Raw genomic sequence first — 17,361 nt, 5'->3', positions numbered from 1 at the left:
AAAACGGCGAGTCCCCTGCGGCGCGTCTTCGATTCAATCCCTCAAGGAACCGTATGAGCATCATTTGGACCATCCTGATCGGCTTCGTGGCGGGCCTGGTGGCTCGCGCGATCAAACCCGGCGACGATTCGGCCGGCTTCATCATGACCACGCTGATCGGTATCGCCGGTTCGCTCATCGCCACCTATGTGGGGCAGGCGATGGGCTGGTACATGGCGGGGCAGGGCGCCGGTTTCATCGCTTCGGTGGTCGGTGCGATCGTGCTGCTCTTCATCTACGGCATGATCAAGCGCCGCTGACCACGCGCGGGCACGACCGCGCTGCCCATGACGCTGCTGCACCGATGGCCCGAAAGCCCAAGGCACATCACCACGTGTATGTGGTCGAACTCGACGACCAGGTCTGGAACAACGCCCGCTTCCGGCGCGCCAATCCCGATTGGCGGCTCGGCAAGCCCTTCGTGTACGTCGGCATGACCGGGCTGGACCCCGACCTGCGCTTCGACAAGCACAAGGCCGGCATCCAGGCCAACAGCTTCGTTCGCGACCACGGATTGCGCCTGCTGCCGGCGCTGTACGCGGTCTACAACCCGATGCCCTACGAAGTGGCCCGCGAGATGGAAGTCGAGCTCGGCATCGCGCTGCGAGAAGCCGGCTACGGGGTCTGGCAGGCCTAGGCTCGCCGCTGGAACGGAGACGACCCATGGAAACGCAGGCCTGCATCGTGATGACCACTACCGGCACCGAGGACGAGGCCGAGGCACTGGCCGCGGCCATCGTCGAGGCGCAGCTCGCGGCCTGCGTCCAGGTGCAGCGGGTTCGCAGCTTCTACCGCTGGCAAGGCGTTCTGCACCGCGAGCCCGAGTGGCTGCTCTCGATCAAGACCATCGGGGAGCGCTATGCCGCGCTCGAAGCCTTCATCCGCGAGCGCCACAGCTATCAGACCCCGGAGATCGTGCAGGTGCCTATCGCGCGCGGCTCGGCCGACTACCTGCATTGGCTCGACGCGGGCAGCCGCCCGGCGCCGCCCCCTCAAGCGTAGGTGATCCAGTCCTCGTAGGCCGGCCCGTCGAGGTGCGGCAGCGTGTTGTAGGTCACCAGCATGTGGCGCTTGGGCGTGAATGCGAATTCGGTGATGGCGGTGTTGCGGATGCGCAGGTTGAGTTCGATCGTGGTTTCGGGGCTGGTGCCGAGCACATGGCCGACTGCGGTGCTGATCGGGCCGCCGCTCGAGACCACGAGCACCCGGGCGCCATGGTGCTTGCCGCGTACGTGATCCAGCGCGGTCGTCACGCCGGCCAGGAAGTCGAGGTAGCTAGGCATGCCGGCCGGTGCGGTCTTCCCGTGCATCCATGCGCCCAGACCTTCGCGCAGCAGGCGGAAGTGATGGCGGTACTTCTCTGGTGAGTCGGGTTTTGGCAGCTGCTCCGGATGAATGGTCGCGATGACCGCTTCGGCGTCGTATTCGTTCAGGCCCGGCCAGCCCAGTACCTCGCCATCCGCCAGGCCCAGGCCTTCGGCGATCCCTTCCCAGGTTTGCCGGTGGCGCTTCAGGGTGCCGGTGATGACGGCGTCGAAAGTCATGCCGCGCTCTCGCCAGTATTCGCCCAGCCGGCGGGACTGGCGATGGCCGAGCTCGCTCAGGTTGTCGTAATCACTGGCGCCGAAGCTGGCCTGCCCATGCCGCACGAGGTAGAGGATTCCCATGCGCAGGATTCTGCCCAGCATCGTCCGTGAACTCGGTCACGGTCGTGACCTTGCATTGACGCAACGGAAGTGTAAACAATTGAATCATAAAGTTCTCAATATGTAAGAATAGGTACTTTCGTAGTCGTTCGAGTGCAACACATTCGCAACGAGGCAAATTCCACCAAGAGGACGCAGGAGCAATGAACAAGACATATCGCAGCGTATGGAACCACGCGTTGAACGCATGGGTCGCGGTTTCGGAGATCACAGTAGCGCGGGGCAAGCGTTCCGGTATGGCCACCTTGCTGGTGGGCGCCGGCCTGAGCGTGCTGGCGGCGACCAGTGCGGCGCAGGTCTTCAACTATGACGATCCTCCTGCCCCTCCAGGCCAAGGGACCAGCCCGATCACCGTCACCGCGCCCGTGGATGCTGAATTGCACAGTACCGGCACCGGCACGGCGACCCAGACCGGCGACATCAACGGAACGGGCGCAGTCCTCAAGACCGGCGCCGGCACCATCATCCTGAGCGGCAACAACGGCTATCAAGGAGGCACCACGATCAGCGCAGGCGCGCTCGGCGCCTCGTCCTCCGCCAATCTCGGCACCGGCGGCCTGAGTTTCCTGAACAACGCCAGGCTGATCACGCAGGCGGACAACGCCAGCTTCACGCAAGGGATCAATCTGGGCGCCGGCGGCGGCACGCTCGATGCCGGCGATCACGTCAACAACACCTTCAGCGGCCAGATCACCGGCTCCATCGGGGACGCGCTGTCGCTGACCAACTCAGGCACGAACAACGCCCTGACCGCGCGCTTCATCCTCGATAACGCGACCAACAGCTACAGCGGCGGCACCCTGATCGGCGGCGGGACCGGCCGCACCACGGTGCAGACACCGACCACCGGTTCTCTCGGCACGGGCGCGGTCACGCTGCTCGGCAATGCAGAGCTGGACATGGTCGGCGGCAGCCTCGGCGCTCTCGCCGTCACGGTCCAGACGAGCAGCAACGTACTGGGCACCAACAGCGGCGTCCAGTTCTCGAACGCCGCCAGTGCCGGGAGCGCGACGGTGCAGATCAACGGCACCGGATCCTTCGTCGGCTTCGCCAACACCAGCACGGCCGGGTCGGCGCAGATCACGAGCAACGGCGGCCGGCTGATGTTCAACGACTCCGCCAGCGGCGGCGCATCGACGATCCACAACAACAACGGCGTCGTGTACCTGTCGGACACCAGCGACACCAGCGGCGCCACGATCGACAACGCCACGGGGCGCGTTTACATCAACAACATCGTGTCCAACGCATCGATCGGCTCGCTGTCCGGCGCGGGCGATGTCGTGCTGGGCTCCAAGATCCTGACGGTCGGTGGCCTCGGCAACGCCGACACGATCAGCGGCGTGATTTCGGACACCGGGGTGGCGACCCTCGATTCGCTGGGCGGGTTCTACAACACCGCGGTGACCGATGTCGGCGGCTCGCTGGTGAAGGTCGGTACCGGCACGCTCACCTTGACCGGAACCAACACCTACACCGGCGGCACCACCATCAGTGCCGGCACCCTGCAACTGGGCGATGGCCACAGTTCGGGCAGCGTCCTGGGCCCCATCGTCGACAATGCCGCGCTGGCCATCGATCGCTCGGACACCTTCACGCTCGCCAACCAGATCACCGGCACCGGCACGCTGGCGCAGAACGGCACCGGCACCACCGTGCTCACCGCCGCCAATGCGTACCAGGGCGCCACCTTCGTGAATGCCGGCACGCTGCGTGCGGGCGCGGCCGGTAGCTTCAGCGCCGCCTCGGCACACACGGTGGCCACGGGTGCCACGCTCGACCTGGCCGGCTTCAATCAGACGGTGGCGTCGCTGTCCAATGCCGGCACGGTTTCGCTGGTGGGCTCCGTGCCCGGCACGACGCTGACGGTGAACGGCAACTACGTGGGCAACAACGGCACGCTGGTGCTCGGCGCGACGCTCGATGCAATCGGCACGTCCGACCGCCTGGTGATCAACGGCGGTTCGGCGACCGGCCACACGACGCTGCAGGTCACCCAACTCGGCGGCCTCGGCGGCCTGACCACCGGCAACGGCATCGAGGTGATCACGGCGCAGGGCGGCGCCACCACCACCGCACAGACGACCAAGGATGCCTTTGCGCTGGGCGGTACGGGCCACGTGGATGCGGGCGCCTTCGAGTACCGCCTGTACGCAGCCGACGCCGGTGGCGCCGGCGAGAACTGGTATCTGCGCTCGAGTGTGACGCCGCCGCCTCCACCACCTCCTCCGCCACCACCACCGCCGGCCCCTCCGGCACCGCCCGCGCCCCCGGCGCCACCTGCACCGCCTGCACCGCCTGCACCGCCTGCACCGCCGGCACCGCCGGCACCCGCACCAGCCCCGACGCCTGCGCCGGCGCCGGTCACCGCCTATCGCGCCGAAGTCGCGATGCTGTCCGCACTGCCGGCACAAATGCGCCAGGCCGATCTGGCGATGGTCGGCAACATGCATCGCCGCCTGGGCGATGACGATGCCAGTGCCCAGGCCGTTGCCAGCCTCACCCCCACCGCAGGGACGCTCACCACCGAGCGCCGTGCCTGGGCACGTGCCGTCTACACCGACATCGACATTCGCCAGGGCGGCACGGTCAGCCCGTCCACTCAGGGCAACGTCGCGGGCGTCCAGGCGGGCACCGATCTCTATGTGTCCGCGCTCGGGGACTGGCGTGCCGGCCTCTACGTGGGCAGCCTCGACGGCAACGTCGATGTCAGCGGTTCGGCCAGCGGCCTGTGGCGCGCCGTCGGCAACACCGACCTGCGCGCACGCTACGTCGGTGCCTATGCCACCTACGCCAACGCGACCGGTCTCTACGTCGACAGCGTGCTGCAGTATGGCTCGCAGCGCTACACCATCCGGCCGCTCGGCAGTTTCGCTGCCTCGGGCAAGGGCAACAGCCTGATCGCCTCGGTCGAGGTTGGGCAGGCCTTTGCGCTCAGCGGCAATTGGACCGTGGAACCCGAAGCCCAACTGAGCTATCGCCGGGCCCGCCTTGACGACCTGTCGATCTCGGGTGCCCTGGTGCGCCAGGACCATGCGGGCGACTGGACGGCCGGCATCGGCGTGCGCGTGAAGGGCGATTTCGCCACCTCCGCCGGACGACTCCAGCCCTATGGCCGCATCGGCCTCGTGCACGGCACGGGCGGTGGCGATCCGACGCAGTTCAGCAACGGTGGCTTCGTCACGGCGATCGCGAACACGGGCAGCTACACCTCGACCGAACTCGCGGCCGGCGCCACCCTGTCACTGACGAAGGTCGTGAGCATCTACGGCGAAATCGGCAAGGCCTTCAGTGCCGGCGGCGACACCAAGGTGAGGTCCTCGGTGCAGGGCGCGATCGGCCTGCGCGTGCGCTGGTAGCAGGAACGCTGAAGGCGCCGCGCGGCGCCTTCAGCGTTCAGCCAGCACGCCGGCGAACATCGAGGCGTCGACGTTGCCGCCCGACAGCGCGACGCCGACCGTCCTGCCGTGCCAGCGCGTCTGCTCCTGCATCGCGGCGGCCAGCGCGGCGGCGCCTGCACCCTCGGCCACGTTGTGGGTGTCCATGAAGAGCGCGCGCATCGCCAGCGCGACCTCGTCGTCGGTCACGGCGACCACGTCATCGGCTTCGCGCAGGATCACCTCGAGTGCCTCGGGCACGGGCGTCCGGCAGGCCATGCCGTCGGCCAGCCGCGTGCCGACCGGTGCATCCACCGGTTGGCGCGCGCGGAACGAATCGCGGTAGGCGGTCGCATGGGCCGAGACCACGCCGACCAGCCGCGTCGACACGCCGCAATGCGCGCGTGCAGCCGCGGCACCGGCGAAGCCGGAGCCCAGTCCGATCGGCACGAACAGCACCTCGGGCGGTGCGCTGGTCAGCGCCTCGAAGAACTCCACATACGCCGTCGCGACGCCGCGCACCAGCTCTCGATGAAAGGACGGCACGCGATGCAGGCCGTCGCGTTCGGCCAGCAGCGCCGCATGCTCGCTCGCAGTCTGGAACTCGTCGCCGTGCTCGACCAGCGTCACGCCGAGCGCGCGCATCGCCGCGTTCTTCTCGACCGAATTGCCATGCGGCACCACGATGGTCGCGGCGATGCCATGGCGCCGCGCGGCGAAGCCGACCGACTGGCCGTGGTTGCCGCGCGTGGCGCTGATCACGTGGCGCACTTCGGGATGCTCCCGCGCCAGGGTTTCGAAATAGGTCAGCCCGCCGCGCAGCTTGAAGGCGCCGACCGGCGTATGGTTCTCGTGCTTGACCCATATCGTGCAGCCGAGGCGCTCCGCCAGCAGCGGCCACGCGTACTGCGGCGTCGGCGGCATCGTGGCATGGACGGTGCGGCGCGCCGCCTCGATCTCTTCGCGGGTGAATCTCATCTGCTACTTCCGATCCGTGACGGCGATCCGCACCGCGAGCGCGGCCAGCACGCTGCCCATCAGGTAGCGTTGCGCGCGCAACCAGCCCTGGCTCTTCGAGAGAAAGCGCGTCAGCCCCGCGGCGCCGAGCACCAGCAGCGCGTTGATGCCGCCGCTCACGCCGATCTGCACCGCGCCCAGCGCCAGGCTTTGCAGCAGCACCGAGCCGCGATCGGGATGCAGGAACTGCGGAAAGAAGGAGAGATAGAACATCGCGACCTTCGGATTCAGCAGGTTGGTGAGAAAGCCCATGCTGAACAGCCTGGCGGGCCGGTCGTGCGGCAGCAGGCGGGCCTCGAAGGGCGCGGTGCCGCCGGGCTTCACGGCCTGCCACGCGAGCCACAGCAGGTAGGCTGCGCCCGTCAGGCGGATGGTGTCGAACGCGAGCGGCACGGCCAGCAGCAGCGCGGTCAGCCCCAGCGCCGCGGCCATCAGATGGACCAGGAAACCCAGCACCACGCCGGCCAGCGAGATCAGTCCCGCGCTGCGGCCCTGGCACAGCGTGCGCGAGACGCAATAGATCATGTTCGGGCCCGGCGTGAGCACCAGCACGAGTGCGGCGAGCGCGAACCACGCGAGTTCGTTGGCGGTCAGCATGTTCAGGATCCTTGCGAGTCGAGGGTGACGATGCCGCGCGGCGTGTCGAACGCCGCGCGCAGGTTGGGCGGGCCGGCCGTCAGGGGAATGCCGGCCAGGCCGATGGCGCGCATCGCGACATGCAGGTCGTCCGCGCGCGGATGGGCCAGGGTCAGCGAACGCAGGCTCACGCCCGAGTCCGCCATGCTGTCGGTCGGGTGCACCGGACCCCACTGGATCAAGGTCGGCAGCGCGCCGTAGAAGAGCCGCTGCCCGTCGTCGCGCACGGTGATCTGCCACGACAGCCGGCCGGCCGGCGTGTCGCGCGAAGCTTCCAGCAGGCGGCCGCGATCGATGCGTTCATGGGCCAGCGCATGCACCGCGGCCGCGGCGTCGGACACGGACACGACGAAATGCACCAGGCGCGGTCCGCCGCGGGCCAGCCTGGCCTGCAGCGTCGCATCGTCGAGGTCGAACCAGCGATGCGTGCCCGCAGCCCGTTGGGGCGCGGCCCTGGGATCGATCGCGATGATCTCGAGATAGGCGCCCGGAAACTGCGCCGTCGCGATCTTCGCCAGCCGGTTGTGCGTGCCCATCAGCGGATGCGCGCCGCCTGGCCCCGGCGCGATGCCGAAGGTGGCTTCGAACCAGCGCGCGCCTTCTTCGAGTTCGCGGGCGGCGATCACGAGGTGGTCGATGCGCGCGGTCATTGCGCCTCCCTCTAAAGCGTCACGCCGCCATCGATGCAGGTGATCGAATCGCCGCCGACCCAGACCTGGCCGTCGGCGTCGCGCATCACGTGCACGCGGCCCGCACGGCCCAGGCTCTGGCCTTGTGCCGCGATGTAGCGCTCCGGCAGCTGGCCCTCGGCGATCAGCCATTGCGCGAGGCTGGCGTTGAAGCTGCCCGTCACCGGGTCTTCCTCGATGCCGATCGGCGCCGCGAAGGCGCGCACTTCGAGGCCGGCCGGCGCTTCGTTCGTCCGGGCGAAGGCGCGCGCCTCGCGGTTCGAGCGCGCGATCAGCGGCTGCGCGTCCTCCACCGCGGGGATGCCGGCCACGCCCACTTTCTGGCCCAGCTCGCGCAGCGTGCGATGGTCGGGCTTGAGAGCGAGCACCGTGTCCGCGTCGCGCAGCAGAAGGCCCAGCCACACCGGTCCGTTGTCGAGCATCTGTGCCGCGATGATCTGCTGCGCCTTCAGGCCGAGCGCGGCGGCCACCTTGGCCAGCACCGTCGGGCTCGGCGCGCTACGGCGCATCGGCGGCGCGGCGAAGGTCAGCCGTTCGCCTTCGCGCCGGATCGCCACCAGGCCCGCTGCGCATTGCTGGACGATGCGATCTGCGACCCTGGGCTTGCCGCCGGCCTGCAACCAGGCATGGCAAGTGCCGAGCGTCGGATGGCCGGCGAAGGGCAGCTCGCCGCCTGGCGTGAAGATGCGCACGCGGTAGTCGGCTTCGGCATGGGTGGGTGGCAGCAGGAAGGTGGTTTCGGACAGATGCGTCCACTCGGCGAAGCGCTGCATCGCGGCGTCGTCGAGGCCGCTGCCGTCGAGCACCACCGCGAGCGGGTTGCCGAAATAGGGCGACGATGTAAATACGTCGACCTGCTTGAAGGGACGGGTCGTCATGGCTTTCATTCCAGGATGAGGTCGAGCACGCCGCGTGCGCCGGCGCGGCTGCGCAGGTCGGCGAACCAGCGTTCGACGTGCGGCCACGAGGGCCGCGTGTATTCGGTGGCCGGCAGCCCGAACCAGCGATGGGCCTCGCAGCCGAGCGGGATGTCGGCCATCGTGAAGTCGTCGCCGAGCATGAAGGCGCGTGTGGCCAGGTGCGCGTCGAGCAGCGCGAACAAGGGCTCGGTGGCGTTCACGGACTGCGCGATCGCTTCGGCGTCGCGCTGCGCCGGTGGCGTGCGCACCCATTGCCGGAAGGCGGTGCCGCTGGCCCGGTTCAGCGTGGTCTGCTGCCAGTCCATCCATCGCTCGGCATCGAAGCGCGTCGCGAGCGGCTCCGGATAGAGCCGGCCGGCCGTATATTTCGCACAGAGGTAGCGCACGATCACGTTCGATTCCCAGAGCGTGACGCGGCCCTCGCCTTCGCCGTCGTCAATGGCGGGCACCAGCGCGTTCGGATTGAGGCGCTGGTATTCGGGCGTCTGCACCACGCCGAACCGGCCGCCGGCCTCGGTGCGCTGGAAGTCGAGTCCGAGTTCCTGCGCGCACCACACCACCTTGCGCACGTTGATGGAGCTGATGCGCCCCCAGATGTTGAGCATGGTCAGATTCCTTTGGCGGATGGTTCGAGGCGCAAGGCGAGCGGGAAGAGCGACAGCGTAGCGCCGTCGATCACGGCGATGTGCATCGCGGTGATCGACGGCGCGCCTCAAGTCGGACTGGCCGCGAGCTGGCGATGTACCTCGGCGGCTGCGTTGTGCGCCAACTGTTCGCGCACGGCCTCGGCCAGCGCCGCGATCGCGGTGTCGATCTCGCTCACGCTCGCCGTCACGAAGGACAGGCGCAGCGTGCGCGGATCGCCCGCTCCCGCATAGAAGGGCACGCCCGGCACGAAGGCGACGCCGCGTTCCACCGCCCTGGGCAGCAGCGCGACCGCGTCCATGCCTTCGGGCAACCGCACCCACAGGAACATGCCGCCGGCCGGCTTGTTGAACGCGACGTCGAGTTCCTTTATCTCGCGCGTGAGCGCGGCCAGCATCGCGTCGCGCTGCCCTTTGTAGAGCGCGCGGATGGTGGGCACGTGGCGATCCAGAAAGCCGTCCTTCATGACCTCCGACACCATGCGCTGGTTGAAGATCGGGCTGTGCAGATCGGCCGCCTGCTTGGCCTGCAGCAGCTTGGGGAAGATGGCCTTGGGCGCGACCATGAAGCCGAGCCGCAGCCCCGGCGCGAGCACCTTCGAGAACGAGCCGAGATAGATGCAGCCCTCGGGATTGCGCGCGGTGAGCGGCAGCGGCGGCGCTTCGTCGAACCAGAGGTCGCCGTAGGGGTTGTCCTCCACGATCGGCAAGCCGGCCTTGGCGGCCGCAGCCGACACTGCCGCGCGGCGTGCCTCGCTCATCGTGCGGCCGGTCGGATTCTGGAAATTGGGCAACAGGTAGACGAAGCGCGCGGCGTCGCTCGAGGCGCCGCGCGCCTTGGCCACCAGGTCGTCGACGATCACGCCCTCGTCGTCGCTGGCGACGCTCACCGGCTCGGGTTCCATCGGCGCGAAGGCCTGCAGTGCGCCGAGGTAGGTCGGCGTCTCGACCAGTACGCGGCTGCCCGGATCGAGCAGCACCTTGGCGATCAGGTCCAGGCCTTGCTGCGAGCCGGTGGTGATCAGCACCTGGGCTGGGTCCACCGGCCATGGCAGCATCCCGGCCACCGCTTCGCGCAGCGGGCCATAGCCTTCGCTGGCGGCGTATTGCAGCGCGGCCTCGCCGTTGTGGCGCAGCACTTCGGCACAGGCCTCGGCGAAGGCGCTGATCGGGAAGGTCTTGGGCGAGGGCAGGCCGCCGGCGAGGCTGATGATGCCGGGCCGCTCGGTGACCTTGAGGATTTCCCGGATCACCGAGGGGTTCATTTTGTCGGCGCGGGCGGCGAGTTTCCACTGCATGTCTGTTCCTTGGTTGCGCGAGTCGTTGTCTGAATGAATGTCCGTCAGGACGCGCCGGCGAGGCGGGCCGGTGCGCGGGGCTGCGAGAGTTTCTTGCCGGCGATCACCGTGGCCACCACGGCACCGGCGAAGCCCAGTGTCACGATGTCGAGCTGCTCGCCCAGCAACGGTACCGCAGCGAGGATGGTCAGGAAGGGCTGCAACAGCTGGGTCTGGCTCACGCGCAGCGCGCCGCCCATCGCGAGGCCGCGAAACCAGGCGAAGAAGGCGATCCACATCGAGAATACGCCGACGTAGACGAGCCCGATCCAGGCGGATGGGGCCACCGGCTGCGTCGGCCACAGCAGCAGCGCGCCCGGCAGGGTGACGGGCAGTGCCATCACGCAGATCCAGCAGATCACGCGCTCGGCGCCCAGCGCCGGCGTGATCTGCGCACCGTAGATGTAGCCGAGCGATGCCGCGAACACCGCGGCCACCAGCAGCGCGTCGGCCCAGGCGAAGCCGAAGCCGCCGCCGTGGCTGTCGGCGCGCAGCAGCGAGAACGCGATCACGAGCACGCTGCCCGCCATGGCACAGAGCCAGAAGCCCAGCCGCGCGCGCTGGTGCAGCACCCAGGCCGCGCAGGCCGCGGTGACCAGCGGCAGCAGCGCGGTGATCACCGCCGCATGGCTGGCATTGACCATGCGCAGCGCATAGCCGATCAGCAGCGGATAGCCGATCGCGTTGCCGAGCACCGCCATGCCGAGCGGCTTCCATTGGTGGCGCTTGGGCATCGGCGCACGCGTCGCGAGGAGGAAGATCATCGACAGCACGCCCGCCAGCGCCGCTCGCCCGAGGGTGACGAACCAGGGCGACAGCTGCGGCGCGGCCTGCGTACCGGTGGCCAGGCGCGTCATCGGCAGCGTGACCGCGAAGAAGGCCACGCCGAGCACGCCGAGCCACATGCCCAGGGTTTCATCCTTGAGCTTCATGCGCTGGCCATCCACCCGGCCGAGAGAGCCAGCAGCGCAGTGAATTGTTGCCAGTTCATGGGACACACTTTAAACTGAGGACCATTACAGTATCAATACAGATTGACGGACAAGCTCTGTGCCTGTAGCGGTCCGATCATCGACACAGCTCCCGAGACGCACATGCTGACACGGACTTCGACCCAGTCGCTGACGGCCCAATTGGCGGACCGCTTCGCGGAGCGCATCCGCACCCGCCTCATGGCACCCGGCACGCGGCTTCCCTCGGTGCGCGAATGTGCCCGGCAGCAGGGCGTGAGCCCGCACACCGTGGTCGCAGCCTACGACCAGTTGCTGGCGCAGGGGCTGGTCGAAGCCCGTCGGCAGCGCGGCTTCTTCGTGCGCGATTCGGTCGCCGTGCCACCGGGGACGATTCAACCGGCGGTGAATGCTTCCGCGCAGCCGCAAGCGACGCCGCTCGTTGCCGCCGATGCGAGTACGCTGATCCGCGGCATGTTCCATCGTCCCAGCGACAAGCCGCAACCGGGCATGGGCGTATTCCCACCCGATTGGCTCGAATCGACCTTCATGCCTGCCGCCGTGCGCCGTGTCACTGGCACCAAGGCGCTGCAGGAGTTCTCGCTGCAGTACGGCGAGCCCAGCGGTGACGGCAGCCTGCGGCGCAGCCTGTCTGCCAAGCTCGCGAGCATCAGCCTGCCGGTGGGTCCGGAGCAGATCGTGACCACCATCGGTGCGACGCATGCGCTCGATATCGTGAGCCGCACCCTGCTGCGCGCCGGCGACGCGGTGATGGTCGAGGAGCCGGGCTGGGCGCTGGAGTTCGCCCGGCTCGAAGCGCTGGGCATGCGCATCCTGCCCGTGCCGCGCCGCGCCGATGGCCCCGATCTGGAGGTGATGGAGCGCTACTGCAATGCGGGCGAAGGCCACCGGCCCAAGCTCTTCGTGAGCGTGAGCGTGCTGCACAACCCGACCGGCTACAGCCTCACGCCCGGCAGTGCGCACCGCGTGCTGCAGCTGGCGAGCAAGCATGACTTCCATATCGTCGAGGACGACACCTACAGCCATCTCGCACCGGAGTACGCGACCCGGCTCTGCGTGCTCGACGGGCTGCAGCGCACGATCTACGTCAGCGGCTTCGCGAAGATCCTCGCGCCCAACTGGCGCATCGGCTTTCTCGCGGCTTCACCGGCATTGATCGGCCGCATGCTCGAGACCAAGCTGCTCGCGACCCTGACCACGCCCGCGCTGTTCGAGCGTGCGCTGGCGTGGTGTATCGACCAGGGGCAGCTGCGCCGGCATGCCGAGCGCGTGCGCCTGCGGCTTGACGGTGCGCGCGGCCGCACCGTCAAGCTGGCGCTGGCGGCCGGTTGCACGCTGGCTTCCGAGCCGGCCGGCCTGTTCGGTTGGGTCGACACCGGCGTCGACACCGACGCGCTGACGCAGCGCATGCTCGACGAGGGCTACCTGCTCGCGCCAGGTTCCCTGTTCCACGCACGGCGACCACCGAGCACGCTGATGCGGATCAATTTCGCTACGGCACAGGACGCGACGTTCTGGAAAGTGTTCGCGCGGATCAGGGCGCAGGTCTGAGCGACGCTAGAGCATCGAGTCCGGCGCCAGCGGTCCGAACAGTTTCAACAGCAGGCGCAGGCCGGCGCTGGCGTCGGGTTCGGTGGTCGCGTCCTGAACGCCGCTGTGTTGCGGCGCACGCCAGATCAGCCGGCCGTCGACGCGCTCGACGTGCCACGCGCCTTCTCGCAGCACGTTCTCGATCTGATGGGATGCCGTCCCGGAGAGCTGGTTGCTGCGAATCAGCAGCGCGACCTCGGTGTTCTGGAGTTGCGACCGCAGATCGAGGTTCATCGAGCCCACCACCAGCAGCCGGCCGTCCATCACCAGCGCCTTCGAGTGCAGCATCGCGCGCGACTTGCCGCTTAAGTCCGAGCCCGAAGAGCCGAAGGCGCTGCGCAGGCCGGTCTGCTCGCTGCGCAATTCGTACAGGTCCACGCCGGCCGCCAGCAGCGCTTCGCGATGGCGCGCATAGCCGACATGCGCGACAGGCGCGTCGTTGGAGGCCAGCGAATTCGTCAGCACGCGGATGCGCACGCCGCGCTCGTGCGCCGCCGTGAAGGCCTGCATGATTTCCGGCCCGGGAACAAAGTAGGGCGAGATGATCAGCAGATCCTGGCGCGCCTGGCCGATCAGTTGCAGCAGGCCGTCGACCACGGTTTCGCCGTCGGCGGCCGTATCGGCCGCGGCTTCGAGCGAATGGCTGGTTCGCGCGCCGGCCTGCTTGTCGACCTGCTGGCTCACCGTCAGGCCGGGCGCCTTGCCATCGCCGGCGTCAGCGCTCGCCGGGTCCGGCGGGATCTTGGCCGGCTTGTCTGCCATCACGACGGCGGGCGCCCAGACGAAGTCCGCGGTGTTCAGGTCCATCGGCTTCTCATCCCAGGCATAGGCGCGCTGTTCGGGTGTGGGGCCGGCACCGCCTGCGTCTGGTGGCTGTGCCGTCGTGGCGCTCGGATCCTGACGGGTGGCGCCGTCGGCCGCCTTCGTGCTGTCCCGGATCTTGTCGAGCTCCTCGCGCGTGACGAGCGATTGAACCGGGTAGGCACGCTCGTTGTTCCAGTAGGCGTCGAAGCTGCGCGAAAGATCCTGCACGATCGGGCCGGCCGACAGCACATCGAGATCGACGAAGTTGCCCGAGTCGGCATTGCCGAAATAGGCGTCGCCGAGATTGCGTCCGCCGGTCACGCCCATCACGTTGTCGGCAAGAAAGAGCTTGTTGTGCATGCGCTGCTGGATGCGCGATGCGTCGTCCAGCGAATTGAAGAGGCGGCCGAGCGTCGAGGAGCGGGCGCCGGCGAGCGGGTTGAACATCCGCATCTCGATGTTGGGCACGAAGGCCAGGCGCATCACCAAGGCGTCGCGGCCGGTGCTGTGGAAGTCATCGAGCAGGATTCGCACACGCACGCCGCGCGCGGCCGCATCGCGCACCGCGGCCAGAAGCCGCCCGGTGCTGGCATCTGCATGGATCGAGTAGTACTGGAGGTCGAGCGTTCTTCGGGCGCCTTCCACCAGCGCGAGCCGGCTGCCATAGGCGGCTTGCGGACCGGCGAGCAGAAGGAAGCCCGAATCGAAATGCGCCGCCGCGGCGTCGTGGCGCTGCTGCACCAGCAAGGCGAGCGGCGTGCCGGACGGCGCGGCGAGTGCATGGGACACTGGCCGCTCGACGTTCTTGGGCAGCTCCGCGCACGCAGGCGTGAGAAGAGCGATGCACAGCGCGAGGCACCAGCGACGCAGCGCGGCAGTGGATGACCCAAGAGCAGGAAAGAAGGGCATGCGGTGGTCGGTGAGCCTGGACAGCCGCGTGTATAGCGCACCGGGCGCGCACGGTGCGTCGGACAAGGGCGCCGTTAACCCTGGCGCGCCGAGCCGAGTTCTTCCCAGCGTTCGAGCGCGGCGAGCAGCTCGTCGTCGATCCGCGCATGGCGTTCGCCGAGTTCGGCCGCGCGCGATGCGTCGTTGGCGTAGATTGCGCCGCCGTCGAGCTCCAGGATCTCGGCGATGCGCTTCTGCTCTTCTTCCAGTGCGGCGATGCGTGTCGGCAAGGTTTCGAGTTCGCGCTGTTCCTTGTAGCTGAGTTTTTTGCGCGGCGCGGCGCGCTGGGGCGTTTCGGCTGCGGGTGGCTGCGCCGCCGTTGCGGGCGGCGCAGCGGCCGCGCGCTGCGCGACGACCTCGCGCGTGCGCTTCGACTGGATCAGCCAGTCCTGCACGCCACCTTCGTATTCGCGCCAATGGCCGTCACCTTCGAAGGCGATCGTGCTCGTCACGACGTTGTCGAGGAAGGTGCGGTCGTGGCTCACCAGGAACACCGTGCCGTCATAGTTCTGCAAGAGATCTTCGAGCAATTCCAGCGTGTCGATGTCGAGGTCGTTGGTCGGCTCGTCGAGCACCAGCACGTTGGCGGGGCGAGCGAAGAGGCGTGCGAGCAGCAGGCGATTGCGCTCGCCGCCGCTGAGCGAGCGCACCGGCGAGTTGGCGCGTGCCGGCGAGAACAGGAAGTCCGCGAGGTAGCTCTTGACGTGCTTGCGCTGGCTGCCGATCTCGATCCACTCGCTGCCGGGGCTGATGAAATCTTCCAGCGTGGCGTCGAGATCGAGCGCGTTGCGCATCTGGTCGAAGTAGGCGACCTGCAGGTTGGCGCCGCGGCGGATCTTGCCGCTGTCGGGCTCGAGTTCGCCGAGGATCAGCTTCAGCAGCGTGGTCTTGCCCGCGCCGTTGGGGCCGATCAGGCCGACCTTGTCGCCGCGCAGGATCGTGCCGGTGAAGCGCCGGATGACGGCTTTCTCGCCGAAGGACTTGGAGGCATCCGTGAGCTCGGCGACGATCTTGCCGCTGGATTGTCCGGATGCGACGTCCATGTTGACGCTTCCAAGGACGTCGCGCCGCGACACGCGGTTCGCGCGCAGCGCCTCGAGGCGGCTGATGCGGCTCTGGCTGCGCGTGCGCCGGGCCTCCACGCCCTTGCGGATCCATATCTCTTCCTGGGCGAGCAGCTTGTCTGCCTTCGCATTGATGACCGCTTCCTGGGCGAGCTGCTCTTCCTTTTGAACGAGGTACTGCTCGAAATTTCCGGGATAGGAGCCGAGCTTGCCGCGATCCAGCTCGACGATGCGGGTGGCCACCCGGTTCAGGAAGCTCCGGTCGTGGGTGATGGTGACGACGCTTCCCTTGAAGTCGATGAGAAGCTGCTCCAGCCATTCGATCGAGTCGAGATCGAGATGATTGGTCGGTTCGTCGAGCAGAAGTACGTCGGGCGCTGCGACCAGTGCCTGAGCCAGCGCGACGCGTTTGCGTGTTCCACCGGAAAGGTCTCCGATCCTGGCGCTGCCGACCAGGTGCAGACGGTGCAACGTTTCATCGACGCGCTGCTCCCAGTTCCACGCATCGAATGCCTCAATCTGCGACTGCAGAGCATCCAGGTCCAATCCTGCGGCCCCTGACAGATACTGCTCGCGAACGGCGATCGCCGTGGCCAATCCGGCACTTGCTGCCGTGAATACGTCGGCGTCCAGGTCCAGAGTGGGCTCCTGCGCCACATAGGTGATCCGCAGGTTCTGCTGCACCTGCAAAGTTCCGTCATCGGGCTTTTCGAGACCGGCGAGGATCTTGAGGAACGAAGACTTGCCGGCGCCATTGCGGCCGATCAGGCCGATGCGTTCAGATTCGATCAGGGAGAAGTCCGCATGGTCGAGCAGCGGGACGTGGCCGTACGCGAGTTGCGCGTCGAGGAGTGTGATGAGTGCCATGTGGCGCGGATTATCGGAGCGAGCGTGCTGCGGTCCGGAGAGACGCCGCAAGTTTGCCGGCCTCGAGTCCTGGAAGGCCAGAGCGGCGGGAGGGTTGAAAAGATCGACCGGCTGCCGGCGGTCGTCAAAAATGGGCCATAATCGAAGGCTCCGCTGATCGCAGCACTCCCTTGTGCTTCTGACGAAGTTGCAATGGATGCCCGGGTCGATGGCTCATCGAATTTCAGACGTGGTCCAAATCCATGTCATAATCGAAGGCTCGGCTGACTGAGTTCATTGATTGAGAAGTTGATGAGGTGGTTGGTGGGGAGGGGCTTCTTGAGAGAGGGGTCTTGGGGGCTGAAGAGAATAAAAAGTTTGCACGTGTTTAGAAAAACGTGTCATAATCGAGGGCTTCGCTGATCGCAGCGAAGGGAAGTGCGAGACGATGAGTCTGGTGCTTGGGATCGTTAAAAATATACAGCCGATAAGCGTGGGCGTTTGAGGCGAATGGCCAAGTTCTTCGGAACGAAGTCTTTTAGACTTTAAACGCTCATGAGAATAGAAGTGAAGTTCACTTCAATTCCGTTTTTATGAGTTTGCTCGAGAAATCGGGCGCAAAAATCAAGATCGAACTATAGAGTTTGATCCTGGCTCAGATTGAACGCTGGCGGCATGCCTTACACATGCAAGTCGAACGGCAGCACGGGAGCAATCCTGGTGGCGAGTGGCGAACGGGTGAGTAATACATCGGAACGTGCCCAATCGTGGGG

15 protein-coding genes and 1 rRNA gene (1 of these 16 only partly in view) are annotated in these 17,361 nt (G+C 67.4%); 6 read left to right on the top strand and 10 right to left on the bottom strand.

Going from position 1 to position 17,361, the window contains the following annotated elements:
* Nucleotides 1-53 precede the first annotated feature (53 nt).
* Genes E5P2_RS23455 through cutA form a run of 3 tightly spaced genes read left to right on the top strand, consistent with a single transcriptional unit; the run spans nt 54 to nt 1,041 of the window.
* The gene (locus E5P2_RS23455) at nt 54-299 is read left to right on the top strand and encodes a GlsB/YeaQ/YmgE family stress response membrane protein (RefSeq protein WP_162569537.1); all 246 of its coding nucleotides are present in this window, start codon (nt 54-56) and stop codon (nt 297-299) included.
* A gap of 44 nt (nt 300-343) precedes the next feature.
* Nucleotides 344-676, top strand: coding sequence for a hypothetical protein (locus tag E5P2_RS23450; protein WP_162569536.1), 333 nt, complete (start codon nt 344-346; stop codon nt 674-676).
* A gap of 26 nt (nt 677-702) precedes the next feature.
* On the top strand, nt 703-1,041 hold the full coding sequence (cutA, locus tag E5P2_RS23445; RefSeq protein WP_162569535.1) for a divalent-cation tolerance protein CutA: 339 nt from the start codon (nt 703-705) through the stop codon (nt 1,039-1,041).
* On the opposite strand, the gene E5P2_RS23440 is transcribed toward cutA, so the two are convergent.
* Nucleotides 1,032-1,706: a histidine phosphatase family protein gene (locus tag E5P2_RS23440; RefSeq protein ID WP_162569534.1), complete on the bottom strand. Its 675-nt coding sequence runs from the start codon at nt 1,704-1,706 to the stop codon at nt 1,032-1,034. The genes cutA and E5P2_RS23440 overlap by 10 nt on opposite strands.
* Nucleotides 1,707-1,888: 182 nt before the next feature.
* Between E5P2_RS23440 and E5P2_RS38180 the strand changes: the two genes are divergently transcribed.
* Entirely contained in the window at nt 1,889-5,104 is a 3,216-nt protein-coding gene (locus tag E5P2_RS38180; protein ID WP_162569533.1) for an autotransporter outer membrane beta-barrel domain-containing protein, read from the top strand.
* 30 nt (nt 5,105-5,134) lie between these two features.
* Here E5P2_RS38180 and E5P2_RS23430 read toward each other — a convergent pair whose 3' ends face one another.
* The 7 genes from E5P2_RS23430 to E5P2_RS23400 form a co-directional block, all read right to left on the bottom strand.
* Nucleotides 5,135-6,100, bottom strand: a complete 966-nt coding sequence (locus E5P2_RS23430) for a threonine dehydratase (RefSeq protein WP_162569532.1) — start codon at nt 6,098-6,100, stop codon at nt 5,135-5,137.
* Nucleotides 6,101-6,103: 3 nt separating this feature from the next.
* Complete coding sequence (locus tag E5P2_RS23425; RefSeq protein ID WP_162569531.1) at nt 6,104-6,736, bottom strand: LysE family translocator; 633 nt, start codon at nt 6,734-6,736, stop codon at nt 6,104-6,106.
* A gap of 2 nt (nt 6,737-6,738) precedes the next feature.
* On the bottom strand, nt 6,739-7,425 hold the full coding sequence (locus tag E5P2_RS23420) for a VOC family protein (protein ID WP_162569530.1): 687 nt from the start codon (nt 7,423-7,425) through the stop codon (nt 6,739-6,741).
* Nucleotides 7,426-7,436: 11 nt separating this feature from the next.
* Nucleotides 7,437-8,342, bottom strand: coding sequence for a PhzF family phenazine biosynthesis protein (locus E5P2_RS23415; RefSeq protein WP_174262691.1), 906 nt, complete (start codon nt 8,340-8,342; stop codon nt 7,437-7,439).
* Between the two features lie 5 nt (nt 8,343-8,347).
* Complete coding sequence (locus E5P2_RS23410) at nt 8,348-8,989, bottom strand: glutathione S-transferase (protein WP_162569528.1); 642 nt, start codon at nt 8,987-8,989, stop codon at nt 8,348-8,350.
* Nucleotides 8,990-9,096: 107 nt separating this feature from the next.
* On the bottom strand, nt 9,097-10,326 hold the full coding sequence (locus E5P2_RS23405) for an aminotransferase-like domain-containing protein (RefSeq protein WP_162569527.1): 1,230 nt from the start codon (nt 10,324-10,326) through the stop codon (nt 9,097-9,099).
* A 44-nt stretch (nt 10,327-10,370) separates the two neighbouring features.
* A complete protein-coding gene (locus tag E5P2_RS23400; protein WP_162569526.1) occupies nt 10,371-11,297 on the bottom strand; it encodes a DMT family transporter in 927 nt (308 codons plus the stop codon).
* A gap of 162 nt (nt 11,298-11,459) precedes the next feature.
* On the opposite strand from E5P2_RS23400, the gene E5P2_RS23395 reads away from it, so the two are divergent.
* Complete coding sequence (locus tag E5P2_RS23395; protein WP_162569525.1) at nt 11,460-12,887, top strand: aminotransferase-like domain-containing protein; 1,428 nt, start codon at nt 11,460-11,462, stop codon at nt 12,885-12,887.
* 6 nt (nt 12,888-12,893) lie between these two features.
* Here E5P2_RS23395 and E5P2_RS23390 read toward each other — a convergent pair whose 3' ends face one another.
* Nucleotides 12,894-14,639 (bottom strand): phospholipase D family protein, encoded by a 1,746-nt coding sequence (locus E5P2_RS23390; protein ID WP_162569524.1) that lies wholly within the window; start codon nt 14,637-14,639, stop codon nt 12,894-12,896.
* 74 nt (nt 14,640-14,713) lie between these two features.
* Nucleotides 14,714-16,609: an ATP-binding cassette domain-containing protein gene (locus E5P2_RS23385; RefSeq protein WP_162569523.1), complete on the bottom strand. Its 1,896-nt coding sequence runs from the start codon at nt 16,607-16,609 to the stop codon at nt 14,714-14,716.
* Between the two features lie 611 nt (nt 16,610-17,220).
* On the opposite strand from E5P2_RS23385, the gene E5P2_RS23380 reads away from it, so the two are divergent.
* Nucleotides 17,221-17,361 (top strand): 16S ribosomal RNA (locus E5P2_RS23380); it runs 1,396 nt beyond the window's last position.

This window comes from Variovorax sp. SRS16, assembly GCF_901827165.1.
In the GTDB taxonomy this organism is placed as follows: Bacteria; Pseudomonadota; Gammaproteobacteria; order Burkholderiales; family Burkholderiaceae_C; genus Variovorax.
This window is presented reverse-complemented; position numbering and strand designations above follow the sequence as displayed.

Coding starts and splice junctions, on each gene's coding strand:
- cutA (WP_162569535.1), top strand. CDS start 703: ATGGAAACGCAGGCCTGCATCGTGATGACCACTACCGGCACCGAGGAC.
- E5P2_RS23385 (WP_162569523.1), bottom strand. CDS start 16,609: ATGGCACTCATCACACTCCTCGACGCGCAACTCGCGTACGGCCACGTC.
- E5P2_RS23415 (WP_174262691.1), bottom strand. CDS start 8,342: ATGACGACCCGTCCCTTCAAGCAGGTCGACGTATTTACATCGTCGCCC.
- E5P2_RS23405 (WP_162569527.1), bottom strand. CDS start 10,326: ATGCAGTGGAAACTCGCCGCCCGCGCCGACAAAATGAACCCCTCGGTG.
- E5P2_RS23420 (WP_162569530.1), bottom strand. CDS start 7,425: ATGACCGCGCGCATCGACCACCTCGTGATCGCCGCCCGCGAACTCGAA.
- E5P2_RS23455 (WP_162569537.1), top strand. CDS start 54: ATGAGCATCATTTGGACCATCCTGATCGGCTTCGTGGCGGGCCTGGTG.
- E5P2_RS23410 (WP_162569528.1), bottom strand. CDS start 8,989: ATGCTCAACATCTGGGGGCGCATCAGCTCCATCAACGTGCGCAAGGTG.
- E5P2_RS23430 (WP_162569532.1), bottom strand. CDS start 6,100: ATGAGATTCACCCGCGAAGAGATCGAGGCGGCGCGCCGCACCGTCCAT.
- E5P2_RS23395 (WP_162569525.1), top strand. CDS start 11,460: ATGCTGACACGGACTTCGACCCAGTCGCTGACGGCCCAATTGGCGGAC.
- E5P2_RS38180 (WP_162569533.1), top strand. CDS start 1,889: ATGAACAAGACATATCGCAGCGTATGGAACCACGCGTTGAACGCATGG.
- E5P2_RS23425 (WP_162569531.1), bottom strand. CDS start 6,736: ATGCTGACCGCCAACGAACTCGCGTGGTTCGCGCTCGCCGCACTCGTG.
- E5P2_RS23440 (WP_162569534.1), bottom strand. CDS start 1,706: ATGGGAATCCTCTACCTCGTGCGGCATGGGCAGGCCAGCTTCGGCGCC.
- E5P2_RS23400 (WP_162569526.1), bottom strand. CDS start 11,297: ATGAAGCTCAAGGATGAAACCCTGGGCATGTGGCTCGGCGTGCTCGGC.
- E5P2_RS23390 (WP_162569524.1), bottom strand. CDS start 14,639: ATGCCCTTCTTTCCTGCTCTTGGGTCATCCACTGCCGCGCTGCGTCGC.
- E5P2_RS23450 (WP_162569536.1), top strand. CDS start 344: ATGGCCCGAAAGCCCAAGGCACATCACCACGTGTATGTGGTCGAACTC.